The sequence below is a fragment of the Psychrobacillus sp. 05T411 genome (assembly GCF_056396485.1).
Genome location: NZ_JBFTLO010000050.1, coordinates 1 through 12033, shown reverse-complemented (window position 1 = coordinate 12033; position 12033 = coordinate 1). Strand labels below are relative to the sequence as shown.

Below are 12033 nucleotides of genomic sequence, written 5' to 3'. Positions count from 1 at the left end.
GGCCAACACGATGTTGGTCACGAAGGCGTTGCCACACGATGTGGCGTTCTTAGCCTTTGTTCCTCTGCCTGAGTAAGATGAGACTTCACAACGTACGCGCAAGCGGCGGTGAAGGCTCATCACTCACCCCACGGAAAGCGTCCGTCCTGTAGCGAAAATCACAGCGGACACTTTAGTCGCCTCACTACCACGCAGTTTCCCTATAACACGCACAATAAAAAAACCCAAATCACTTGATGAAGCAACTCAGGATTTTTTGACAGTTTAATTATGTTCGCACGTCTTTTATGTTCGATTCAGGAGCAGTTTCTTCAGGTGTTATATCCTCAAATGTCTCATTTGCTTCTTCTAAATCTCTGGTACGATGGGCTAGGCGAGATGCAGCACTTGCCGCAATGCTACAGACGATATCATCTAAAAAAGTATGCACCCCATTCCCAATCTTCGTATCAAGCTTGGAGATAATACCAATTTTATTTTTATCTAAATGACCAAAAGTAGTAACCGCAATACTACCATACGTAAACACTGCTCCTAGTGCTATTGTTTCATCTACACCAAATAATCCTTCATCCGCCTCTACAATTTGTTGTAATGGTGCAGATAACATTTTCTTCTCTGCAAGCTCATCTAGTTCTATGCCGACTAAAATGGCATGCTGCATTTCTCTTTTTTTCAAAACACTTTTAATCGATTCTACACAGTGTTCAATTGTCAAACCTTTATTGTACGGCATTTGCATTTCAAAGACGATTTTAGCAATTTCTTCAATCGTTACACCTCTTCTAAGTAATGCATCATTTGCAGCCTTTTCCACTGTTCTTGAATGTACTCTGGACGTTTGTCTATCCAATAAAATTACCCCCTCTTGTCTAATTTTTTCAAACCTTTGTACTTACTATATATGCAATTTTAAAGTCTTACGAAATGCCCTATTTTTTTGTTGGATGTTTATTATACCTCTGTTCATGTATATGTTACAATTTCTATACAACATGATTACTTGTAGGAGGATCTATAATGAACCGAGGAGTTATACAAGACTTAACACTGTTTAGCGACGCATTGCAAGAAGAAATGCAATTACTTATTTACTTACCGCCTAATTATTCCCCATTGTATAAGTATTCTATTCTTATCGCAAATGATGGAAAAGATTATTTTCAGTTAGGACGCATTACGAGAGTTGCAGATGAATTATATGAGCAACAAGCAATTGAAAACTTAATCATTGTTGGTGTCCCTTACAAAAACGTCAAAGATCGCAGAGAAAAGTATCATCCAGAAGGGAAGAAGCACCAAGCATATATTCGATTTTTAGCTCATGAACTTATCCCATACATAGATGCTAACTATCCGACTTATCAAGTTGGCATGGGACGCGCATTAATCGGGGATTCTTTAGCTGCAACAGTGTCTTTACTGACAGCGCTTCAATATCCAAATATAGTAGGAAAAGTTATTTTACATTCCCCACTCGTAAATGAGTATGTATTAGCTCAAGTGGAAAAACATAAAGAAGTACATGCCTTTTCTCTTTATCATGTCTTTGGAAAAGACGAGCTTGCTGTCAAAACGGGAGACGGATTATTAACCGATTTCGTCACCCCAAACAGAAAATTGCATAATTTAATAATAAAAAAAGGATTTTCCACGTATTATGACGAATTAGATGGCGACCATACTTGGAAGCTTTGGCAACCAGATATGAAAAGATCACTACAAAACAATTTCGGTTTATAAATTATTTTTTGTTATACTAGTAATGTGGTCTATAAAAACTTCGAGGAGGTAATAAAAAATGAAATACGGTATTGTTGCTTTCCCATCTAAAAAAGTACAGGACTTTGCTAACTCTTATAGAAAGCGCTATGACCCTCATTATGCATTAATCACACCGCATATGACGGTTAAAGGCGTATTCGAGGCAAACGAGGACGAAATCAAGCAAATTGCAGAAAATGTAGCAAAGGTTGTAAAAGAACATAAACCGTTTACGTTAAAAACGTCTAAAGTTAGTTCATTTGCTCCTGTTACGAATGCTATTTACTTCAAGGTAGAACCAACAGAAGATTTACTCTCGTTGCACAAAAACTTAAATGCAATTGGATTTAATGACGAAGAAAGCTATGCATTTGTACCACATATTACTATTGCACAAAAATTAAACGCAAGTGAACACGACGATATTTATCCTCAGTTAAAGATGATAGGTGCAGAATTTGAAGAACAAATCGATCGCCTTCATTTGTTATATCAACTAGAAGATGGTTCTTGGACCGTTTACGAAACATTTAGATTGTCTGGAGCTGAATAAGTATTGGTTATCGCAAAAAAAGTAGAAACAGAAAAAGAATATGAAGATGCAATCGTCGTTCGACGAAAAGTCTTTGTAGAGGAACAAGATGTGCCACTTCATCTGGAGTTAGATGAATACGATGCAGAGGCAGTTCATTTTGTTGCATATGATGGAGAGATACCTTTTGGTGCAGGCCGTATTCGTACGACCGAACCAACTATTGGTAAAGTAGAGCGTGTTTGTATTTTACCATCGTATCGCGGTAAAAGTTTTGGCAATTTAATGATGCAATGCATGGAAGATTATGCATTTTCTAATGGTTTTCAAAAGCTGAAGTTAAATGCACAAAGCTATGCTATTCCATTTTATGAAAAAAGAAGTTATACGATTACATCCCCTGAATTTTTAGAAGCGGGAATTCCACATCGTGCAATGGATAAAAGTTTATAATAGTAGGAACTAATATAAGTGGGATGCGCCATTAATGCATTCCACTTTTTTTTCCAACTAAAAGATACTCTTGTTTTGTATCACTTATACTCGCTTTAGCATATACATACTAGGACTGTTTTAAAACCAATAACAAAAAATTATCAATTGCATTTCACTTTATTATACGTTTGGAGCATTGCTAGGAATTTCATAGATGCAGCGTTGAAACTATATAAGCATTCATTTTCCCTATCATTCTATATCTCAAAATTTATAAAGAATCCATACTAATTACATCTTGAAATCCCCTTATCTTTTTTAAAATTCGTAAGAGGAAAAAAGACGTTTTTAACAATGGATTCTTTTATTCATTTAACTATAGCTGTGCAGGAATATTGCCATTAAGAAATTTCCCTGCACACCTACTTTTCGAGATAGTGTGTCTTAGAAGAGGACAATCTGGAAAATCCTATTCGTAAGAAGCACTATTCCTAAAATCCCAAGTTTAATTTGCAAAAACTAACTGTACCCAGAAAAATAATAGTGTCAATGTGACGATTGTGGAAATTGGGATAACTATGATCGTTACACTTAAATAGTCCTTCCAAGTAACTTTCACCTTATTTTTCCTTAATATATGCATCCAAATAAGCGAGGCCAAGGTACCAATAGGTAGTAATAAGGACCCCATATCACTACCAATAATGTTGGCAAGATAAATTGTTTTTAATGTGATAGGATCTAAGCCCATCTCCGTTAAGGTTATCGTTCCAACCATTAAGGCCGGGTGGTTATTAAACAAGTTGGAAAGTATGGATACTAATCCACCCATTATAAAGCTTGCTTGGAAAAGACCTTGATTTACAATAGGTTCAAACCATTGTACTAGTAAGTGGGTTAGACCCACGTTATTTAAAGCGTAAATAATTACATACATGGAGAACGCAAATATTAGGATATGCCAAGGTGTCTTCTTCAATATATCTAATGGGTTGGTTCCCAATTGATACCATCTCCACATAAGTAGGACAAATGATCCGAATACTGCTACAAATTCAATAGGGACGTTTATATACGATGCTACAAAAAGTAAGCAACGCATTGTAAAAACAAATAGTAATATTTTCAACATAAATTTTGTTCGTTTCTGTTTTGTTTCTATTGAAGTCTTCATTTTTAAAGGGTGGAAATTTTTCGTGAAAAAATGTTCCTCAATATCTACTGCTGCATCTGGCAATGTTTTGGGTAGTTTTTTCTTTAAAACGAGATACATCAAGAATGACATAAACAACAAACCTAATGTAGCAGGAACAAACATCATTGCAGTATGCATCCATAGAGACATTTCCACAATATTTAAAGCGATTAAGTTAACAATATTACTTACGCCAATAGGTGCACTGGAAGCTGTTGCAATGAGTGCACCGCTTAATAAATACGGAAGTTGCTGATGTGGCTTAAGACGGAGATTATGAAGTAGTAATATTAGAATTGGAGTTGTTATTAAAATACTTCCGTCATTATTAAATAATAATGTCATCAAAAAACATAGCAATTGGATGTACCAATATAGACGGTAACCAGAACCTTTCGCTAAATTGGCAAGCCTTGCAGCTGCCCAGTTGAAAAATCCAAAACTCTCTAATATAACAGCCATTACAATCGTTGCCATAATTGTTATGGAAGCACCACCAATTTTACTGATGATATCCATAATATCTGCTTGGGATACAATTCCAGCAAGTAAAATAATCGCTGCGCCAATTGACGCTGGCCATGCTTCATTCAGTCCTTTAGGCCTCCAAAAAATGACTAACATAGTCGCAAGGAATACCAAACTGGCGATTCCTATCTGTAAACTCATACATGTACCATTTCCTCTCCTTTTTTGTTTGTCCATTCCATGTATGTATATTCACCACAAGTCGCCTGAACTGAGATGTATGTCCATAAGGCATTTTAATTTTTTGAAAGAACATAAATAGCAACTGCAAGAAGTATGCATTTTTCACACTTCTTGCAGTTGCTATTTTTACGTTTTTTACACTAGGTGAAGGGTTTTTATATGATCAATGTTTAAATAGATAGCATTTGATCTTGCTTTTTGTACTTCCATCATTTGATCCTCGATAGAATTTATTTTTCCATTATGACTTTTTATGCCGCCAATATTAAATACGGCGATTTTATGAACAAACTTTTCAATTTGCTTAATAAATGTATTTGCAAGCACTTCACTATTGGACTGTACTATGCCTCTCTTTTCATCTAACCCATAAAGACTTTCATTTTGAGTAAATGGAATTAGCCATTTTAGATGAGCGATTGGAATATACATCGTTTTATAAATAGGAGAATTAAATACGAAATAATCGTCTTGAACACTTGTTATTTGACCATACAGAGCTTGGTTGTCTGTCACATATATTTCCACATACCTACCCATTGCAAGTTCTAGTGTTTCTTTAAATGACAACTCCAGTTGATTTTCTAAAGCTTTTATACTCGGGTTTTCTGTAGGATCCTGGATATCCTCTTCATTGTTTTGATCTATTTCAAAGTTTTGTATATGCTCGAAAGGGATGTACATAAAATTTGTACCGTTAAAAAGTACGAGCATATCACTTCCTAAATCAATCACTGTACCATTAATTAATTTTTTCCCTGAAACTTCTATTTTAATAACTTCCTTGATAAGACTTTGAATAGTTTTATTCAAGGGCCCATCTCCTTTTAATTTTTCTTGTTTCATTTTTTAAAAGTCTCGCAATTGACGATACATCTTCGCCGCATGCCTCATTAAAGAATAAAATTGTTTCTCTAACATCGCTTTTTCGCCTTTTTTACGTTCCTCCATGCGGTTTTTGGGGGATTCATCATTCTCATGATCGTTGTTTGTTTCATTCACGAAAGGGGCTGGATGGATGGATTTATAGGTTGCAAAATGGTGTTCCGAATTGAGCGAATTTTGTTCTGCATGTCTCATTAGTGCATAGTATTGCTTTTCTAACATTTCTTTTCTCTCCCGAGGACTAATTAGTGTTTCAGTTGTGTGTACGGCAACTAGATCAGCAGGTTCTTGTGATTCTATTAAAACATCCATTTCTACCATTTCGAGGTGAGTATTTGGTGCTGGAAGATCTTGCTCTTCTAACGTCGTTTCTCTCTCCCAAGGACTTTTTATAGTTACCGTTGTGTGTGTGGCAACTTCTTCATTAAGTTCTTGTGATTCCTTCGCTACATTTAATTCTGCTATTTTTTGCACTTTATTTATTGTTGGAACATTATGCTCTTCATCTATTAATTTTTGATATTCCATTATAGGTAATTCAACTTCAGTTGAACTTTCTTTGATTTTTGTTAAAGGAATAGTAATTTCATTTTGGTCGTAGTTCATTTTACTCCAAGGTGTTAGAAGTATTCTTCTTTCGTTTTTTCTAATGGAAGGTTCTGGATGGATGATTTGCTCTTCTTTCACTTTGTTAGTTGAATCAATTACTTCGTCCACATGTTTAGGCACTTCTATTGTTTTTTCGAACGAAGCATGCATGGGTTCAACTTTTGGAACTATTGTTTCCTGAATTGCTTCTTCACTGTTTGTTCCCACTGGACTTTCGAACTCATTATTTACACTAAGTGAATTTTCCTGGTCCATTTGCAGGGTATTGTATTCCATTTCTTGGAGCTTATATTTTGTGTTAACCAGGTTTATAGATTGACCTATTGAGTTTAGTAGTTCCAAAAGGTGTTTAATAATATTCGAATGACCATCTTCATCTAATTTCTTTGATTCCGTGGTATTTGTTTCATCTTTATGATTCAACACCACTTGTTGCTGGTACAAATCTTGTTCTACTTCTTCTTTTAAGTCATCTAGTTCGTTTATTTCTTCAATTTGTATTATTTTTTCTTTACTGATCTCTGCGTTCTGCTCCGTATTATTATTTCTCTTTATATCTGGTTTTTCATTATTTTTAATTAAGTTTTTTTCCTTCTCATACATTCCTTTATGAATATTCGCAATATGTGATTTAGCTATACAGTGTAGCCCTTGATTATTAATAACAATGATAGCATCTTCCAAAACGTTACTGAGTACTCCAAATAGTGCCTGATCACTCAAACTATTAATAGTTACCCAATTGTATTTTAAATCCCTCAAAACGTCTGTTAATTCATGACTGTTTAGATGAACACTGCTTTCCGGGAAAATGCGAAAATCTTTCGCATTATTCGTTATAGCTTGAATATGCTCTAGTGTGTAATAACTTACCGTCCCATTAACATCAACAGCTAGGTAATCTTGTTTAACATTTAATAGAATACCTTCTACAAATTGATTGTTTTCTAGATATATACCGATTTTCATATTCATAAGGGAGCTTAATACCGTTTTCATATTTTTCTCTCGCAATTTGAGAGCGCCTCCTTCATTGAATATTCGTCGCTTCTGATTAACAGGAGCGACGAATGCATCATTTATTTATTCACTTGCTTGTTTGGAGTCGTTTTTGCTATTACTTTTTCCTTTAGCTTGATTGTTTCCTGCTGCATTTGCATTGTCTTCTTCTTTTGCTTTTTCAATTTTTACTCCGTAACTAATGTTTCGAATATGGAACAATGAGATCCGGATAACTTCTTCGTTCGACACGATTGAAAGAAAGTCGTCTTCAACAAAATCCATTACACCTTCCAGTGTTTCTGGACCACCACGATTTACTTTTACCCATTTAAATGCTAATTTTTCCAAAACACCTTTGAAATTATCTGCTGCAACGTATTCGAAGTCTTCTGGGATCTCAATTCCGAGTTGCGATTGATTTTTTGTATTAATCGTTAAGCTTTTAATATGTTGTGTATTATAATAAATAATGCCATCATCAGCAGTAAGCAACGTGAAGTGATCATCTTGTACGGAAAGAAGCTTACCCACACGGGACTCAGGTCCGCCTCTATCTACTTTTAGTTCTTTATCGATAAGTGAAAGTAACATCTTCTTATTCATAAATTTTCTAACCTCCTTTTGTAGTATCCTAATATCTATATGTATCCTGGGATAGGTCGAAGTGGTCAAATGCCTAGTTTTGAATTATAGTTCAAGCCTTCCTTGAGATTTTTCTTCTTAAATCCGAATGGACAAATTGTCTAAAAATAAAAAAGAAAATGCCAATATACATATCGGCATTTTCATCAAATATAACGGTTGATATTATTTCCTTTTCCGCTGATTTCTGCGATTATAGGTAATAAATTAATGGGGTTTGGTTGGATGAAGCTTTTATACAATGGTAGGTTTGTTTGTCCTTTTTGTTCCATTCCTTGCTTTTCTTCATTGTCTTCTAAAGTTTCTTTTTCTAAGTGTTCATCAAAACTTGACTTCAGCTTGACGCCATAGATATTGTTAATGTAGGCAAAATTATAATCGTCCATTAACATCCGATTTGCATAATCTCGCGATTGTATCGGCTGATTCGGCAATATGTAGCCCATCTTCTCCACCTCCATCTTTATATATACTGCATACCCAAAAAGAATATGCTTCAAACAATTTTGCCCCAGTGAATTTGAGCTCCTATTTTAACGGATAAAATAGAGGTCATCTTCCTGGGGCATTCATTGTTCATTTTATTTTTCGAAAGAAAATGCTGTTTTCAATTGGATATTATAGAAGTTTTTCTATATCTTTTAAACTTAAACTACTTCCACTTTGTAAAATGGACTTCGTTAGTTCATCTTCTAGCTCTTTGGAAACTGGCTTATTCGCTAACTTGCCAACTTTTTTTACTATTTTACGCACTTGTTTTTCATCCGTAAAATCAGCATATGAGATGGCATTGGCAAGCGTAAAAAGTTCTTCCATCGATACTCCAGTTTTATTTTCAATTGCTTTAAAAAATGAATTTTGCATTACTTTTCCCCCTCACAGTTTGATTTTCTAGATTTAAGGGAGAAAGCTTCTTCCGACGATGATTAATAAAATGAATAAAACAACGATTAATACAAATGTTGAATTACGATTTCCACCATATCCGTAGCCAGGGCCGTAACCTCCGCAATATCCTGGATATCCTCCATCACAGTAGCCGTACATATCCTTTCCCTCCTCTCCTCTTCAACGTATCATATGCAAAGAGGGTACAAAGAAAAAGGGCGAATCAACTAGTAAGTCGTATTCCGTTTTTGAAAAATAAATGCACCAATTATTCCGAACAATATTGCTGCACTAATACCTGAGCTCGTCACTTCAAACATGCCGGTCAACACACCAATTAGCCCGTGTTTTTCAGCTTCAGCTAACGCTCCATGCGTTAACGAGTTTCCAAAAGAGGTTATCGGAATTGTAGCACCTGCTCCTGCAAAATCGATTAATGGCTCATATAAACCAATACCATCTAAAATAGAACCACAAACAACTAATGTACATAATGTATGTGCCGGTGTTAATTTCAACCCATCCATTAGTAGTTGACCGACTACGCAAATAAGACCACCGACAATAAACGAAGTAATTAATGAAGTTATMATCCTATCCCCTCTTCTCCATTCGACATTCAATAGCGTGAGCAATACAGGGGATTGTTTCCCCTTGTTGAAAAGTTAAAGGTGATAATAGTGCTCCCGTTGCAACGAGTAACACTCGACTAAATACACCATTTTTTAATTGTTCATATATATAACTAAAAAAAACGGCAGCTGAACAACCTGCACCACTCGCTCCTGCATTAAAAAAAGAATTTTCTCCATAAAATTGAGCGCCTGCATCTTGTAAAATGACACCACTATCTTCATCCTGGAACATTTCCTTTAAGATGGATAATCCAATCTTTCCTAAATCACCGGTCATAATAATGTCATAATCAGACATCTTACTATTTGTATTTTTTAAATGCCTTTCTATAGTATCCCTTGCCGCTGGTGCCATTGCAGCTCCCATATGTAAAGGGTCAGTTTGTCCGCCATCCACTACTTTTCCAATCGTCGCATGTGTAATAATTGGCGCATTTTTTGCATGTTTTTGAAGTAGTGCAAAACCCGCCGCTGTTACCGTCCATTGTGCACTTCCAGGTTTTTGTGCCCCATATTCAAGTGGATACCGAAACTGCCTTTCTACAGTTGGATGGTGACTGGAGGCCCCTGCTAAAATCGATTTGGCATTACCTGATTCCAATAGAAGACTACCAAGTATTACTGATTCCATAGAGCTTGCACATGCAGAGAAAACGCCTAAAAATGGTAGTGCTAACTGTCTTGCAGCAAAATTGGTAGGAGATAATTGATTGACCAAATCTCCTCCTATAAATACATCTATATTTTCCATTTGCTCATGACCTTTTTGAACAGCTTTTGCACAAGCTTTTTCGATAAAGCGCGTATTCGCTTGTTCATATGTTTCTCCTTTTTCATTTTCAAGTGACAGTATTTCGTCAAAAGAACTAGCAAAAGGACTTTCTTTCTCCACCGGTCCAACAACTACACCTGTGCTTGCAATACTAGGCATTTCTTTAAACTGAATTGTCCCCGATGTATTTACCATGAGACCACTCCTATTTTCACTAAGATTGTTTTAATCAATGCAACTATAAAAGCGGACAAAACTCCGAAAACGATAACGGAACCAGCCAGTTTGAATATATTCCCACCAACACCAAGTACATATCCTTCTGATTTATGTTCGATGGCTGATGAAATTACTGCATTTCCAAACCCGGTAATGGGCACAGCTGATCCAGCACCTCCGAATTGAGAAATCTTTTTGTAAAGTCCTGTGCCAGTTAAAATCATGGCGATAAATACCATTGTTGCTACTGTCGGATTTGCAGCTGTTCGCTCTGTAAACGGAAAAAAGCGTATATAAAAAAATGTAATGAGTTGCCCTACTGTACAAATTATTCCACCGACCAAAAATGCTTTTAACATATTCACAAACAGGGGTGACTTTGGTGTTTGTTTATCGACAATTTTATCGAATTGTTTTTGATCCATTATGTCTCTTCCTTCGAAAGTGATTTTATTTCTTCTATTGTTTTGGTTAGTTTTTCCGATTCCTGCTGTTCGTCTATTACTTTTTCTATTTCCCACCTTAGTTTCAAATCACCTGAGACAAGTATTTCTTTATCAGGAAACTTTTCTTCTATCTCTTTCTTTAAATTTTTTTCGATTTTTTCTTTATTGAATCGTTTCATCCTTTTAATATCGATTGCGACAACAATATCCCCATCATTCAAGACACTGGTATACCCATTGATCGTATCTTGCTTATTCAGTATTTGCTCTAGTCCTTGTGAGTCCACTGCCGGATAAATAGCTTCTTTTCTTTGATTTGAACAAGCTGTTAAGAGTAGTAATACAAGGAAAACACACATAATCTTTTTCATTTTACTTGCTCCTTTTCGAGTTAGTATGCTCGAGCGAAAATGAAATATACAAATGGTAGCGAGATATATGCCCTACCCATTCGAAAGCGTCTACATAGATTAGAAAGAGATAAAAAGGAGGTGAAACTCAATGGGTTGTGGAAGAATTGAAGACGTAACAGATGAAAGAAGACATGATAGAGGTTGCGTTTGTGATGTTGTTCGTGCGATTAAAGACATTCAAGATCAAGCGACAAATGATGAATGCCCGCAATGTCCATCAAACTGTTTTTTAGAACCACTTGGAGGTCTTGTTAGTCCGGCTGCTCGACATCGTGCGGACACACGAGTTTTCATGTTGTTAACAAAAGATGGTGATCCTTTTAAAGCATTTTTCCGTGACACAGATAACTGCGATAATGATTGTATTTCCGTCTTTTTCCGTGTAGAAGATATTTTTGACGGTTGTTGTGCAACGTTACGCGTTTTAGAACCACTTGATTCCAATAGACATGAAGTTGATTTATTGAACGCAGAAGGTACAAAAATTGATTTGAGAAAACTTTGTAAGGTTCGCAATTTCAGATTGACAGGAAGTTGTATTACAGTAGATTTAAATTGTTTCTGTGCAATTGAATGTGTTGCAGATGTATTTTTAAATGTATGTGACTGATCGTTTCAACCTTGTAGTGTCTACTTCCGTTCGGGACCGCCCCGAACGGTTTTGTTGTGGAGTTTTATACATAGAAAATAGGAGTTAAATGCTCATTGCACAGTATTGGGATACTGCGTGGTAGTAAGGCGAATAAAGTGTCCGCTGTGATTTTCGCTACAGTCGTACGCTTTCCGCCGGGTGAGCGATGAGCCATCCCCGCCGCCCTTAGGCGTACGTTGGGATGTCTCATTAGCCCACTCATCCGGCAGGAGTCGACGCCTGTAGCGAAAATC

At 36.0% G+C, this 12033-nt stretch carries 16 protein-coding genes; 4 read left to right on the top strand and 12 right to left on the bottom strand.

Translation table 11 applies throughout. The annotated features are described in order from the left end of the window. Window positions 1-268 precede the first annotated feature (268 nt). Window positions 269-853, bottom strand: a complete 585-nt coding sequence (locus tag AC1DFT_RS20300; protein WP_478161407.1) for a phosphatidylglycerophosphatase A family protein — start codon at window positions 851-853, stop codon at window positions 269-271. 167 nt (window positions 854-1020) lie between these two features. On the opposite strand from AC1DFT_RS20300, the gene AC1DFT_RS20295 reads away from it, so the two are divergent. The 3 genes from AC1DFT_RS20295 to AC1DFT_RS20285 are packed head-to-tail and all read left to right on the top strand — an operon-like array spanning window position 1021 to window position 2749. Further along, on the top strand, window positions 1021-1743 hold the full coding sequence (locus AC1DFT_RS20295) for an alpha/beta hydrolase (protein ID WP_478161405.1): 723 nt from the start codon (window positions 1021-1023) through the stop codon (window positions 1741-1743). A gap of 58 nt (window positions 1744-1801) precedes the next feature. Continuing rightward, window positions 1802-2317, top strand: a complete 516-nt coding sequence (locus AC1DFT_RS20290; protein WP_478161403.1) for a YjcG family protein — start codon at window positions 1802-1804, stop codon at window positions 2315-2317. 3 nt (window positions 2318-2320) lie between these two features. Beyond that, window positions 2321-2749, top strand: a complete 429-nt coding sequence (locus AC1DFT_RS20285; RefSeq protein WP_478161401.1) for a GNAT family N-acetyltransferase — start codon at window positions 2321-2323, stop codon at window positions 2747-2749. 487 nt (window positions 2750-3236) lie between these two features. On the opposite strand, the gene AC1DFT_RS20280 is transcribed toward AC1DFT_RS20285, so the two are convergent. From AC1DFT_RS20280 to AC1DFT_RS20230, 11 genes are all read right to left on the bottom strand, one after another. Next, window positions 3237-4595 (bottom strand): arsenic transporter, encoded by a 1359-nt coding sequence (locus AC1DFT_RS20280; RefSeq protein WP_478161399.1) that lies wholly within the window; start codon window positions 4593-4595, stop codon window positions 3237-3239. Between the two features lie 177 nt (window positions 4596-4772). Continuing rightward, entirely contained in the window at window positions 4773-5483 is a 711-nt protein-coding gene (locus tag AC1DFT_RS20275) for a DUF2642 domain-containing protein (RefSeq protein WP_478161397.1), read from the bottom strand. Between the two features lie 3 nt (window positions 5484-5486). Beyond that, window positions 5487-7145 (bottom strand): hypothetical protein, encoded by a 1659-nt coding sequence (locus AC1DFT_RS20270; protein ID WP_478161395.1) that lies wholly within the window; start codon window positions 7143-7145, stop codon window positions 5487-5489. 69 nt (window positions 7146-7214) lie between these two features. Further along, window positions 7215-7736 carry a hypothetical protein gene (locus AC1DFT_RS20265; protein WP_478161393.1) on the bottom strand — a complete coding sequence of 174 codons (522 nt, stop codon included), beginning with the start codon at window positions 7734-7736 and terminating at the stop codon, window positions 7215-7217. 185 nt (window positions 7737-7921) lie between these two features. After that, window positions 7922-8221 carry a hypothetical protein gene (locus AC1DFT_RS20260; RefSeq protein WP_478161391.1) on the bottom strand — a complete coding sequence of 100 codons (300 nt, stop codon included), beginning with the start codon at window positions 8219-8221 and terminating at the stop codon, window positions 7922-7924. Window positions 8222-8393: 172 nt separating this feature from the next. Then, on the bottom strand, window positions 8394-8639 hold the full coding sequence (locus AC1DFT_RS20255) for a stage VI sporulation protein F (RefSeq protein WP_478161389.1): 246 nt from the start codon (window positions 8637-8639) through the stop codon (window positions 8394-8396). Between the two features lie 33 nt (window positions 8640-8672). Beyond that, window positions 8673-8822, bottom strand: a complete 150-nt coding sequence (locus AC1DFT_RS20250; protein WP_478161387.1) for a YjcZ family sporulation protein — start codon at window positions 8820-8822, stop codon at window positions 8673-8675. Window positions 8823-8890: 68 nt separating this feature from the next. Further along, window positions 8891-9256, bottom strand: coding sequence for a stage V sporulation protein AE (gene spoVAE, locus AC1DFT_RS20245; protein WP_402818335.1), 366 nt, complete (start codon window positions 9254-9256; stop codon window positions 8891-8893). Window position 9257: 1 nt separating this feature from the next. Then, entirely contained in the window at window positions 9258-10265 is a 1008-nt protein-coding gene (locus AC1DFT_RS20240) for a stage V sporulation protein AD (RefSeq protein WP_478161385.1), read from the bottom strand. After that, on the bottom strand, window positions 10259-10714 hold the full coding sequence (spoVAC, locus tag AC1DFT_RS20235) for a stage V sporulation protein AC (protein WP_478161383.1): 456 nt from the start codon (window positions 10712-10714) through the stop codon (window positions 10259-10261). The genes AC1DFT_RS20240 and spoVAC overlap by 7 nt, the downstream gene beginning before the upstream one ends. Continuing rightward, entirely contained in the window at window positions 10714-11106 is a 393-nt protein-coding gene (locus tag AC1DFT_RS20230) for a YhcN/YlaJ family sporulation lipoprotein (protein WP_478161381.1), read from the bottom strand. Before AC1DFT_RS20230 ends, spoVAC begins: the two co-directional genes overlap by 1 nt. 130 nt (window positions 11107-11236) lie before the next feature. On the opposite strand from AC1DFT_RS20230, the gene AC1DFT_RS20225 reads away from it, so the two are divergent. Continuing rightward, window positions 11237-11758 (top strand): CotY/CotZ family spore coat protein, encoded by a 522-nt coding sequence (locus tag AC1DFT_RS20225; RefSeq protein WP_478161379.1) that lies wholly within the window; start codon window positions 11237-11239, stop codon window positions 11756-11758. Window positions 11759-12033 lie beyond the last annotated feature (275 nt).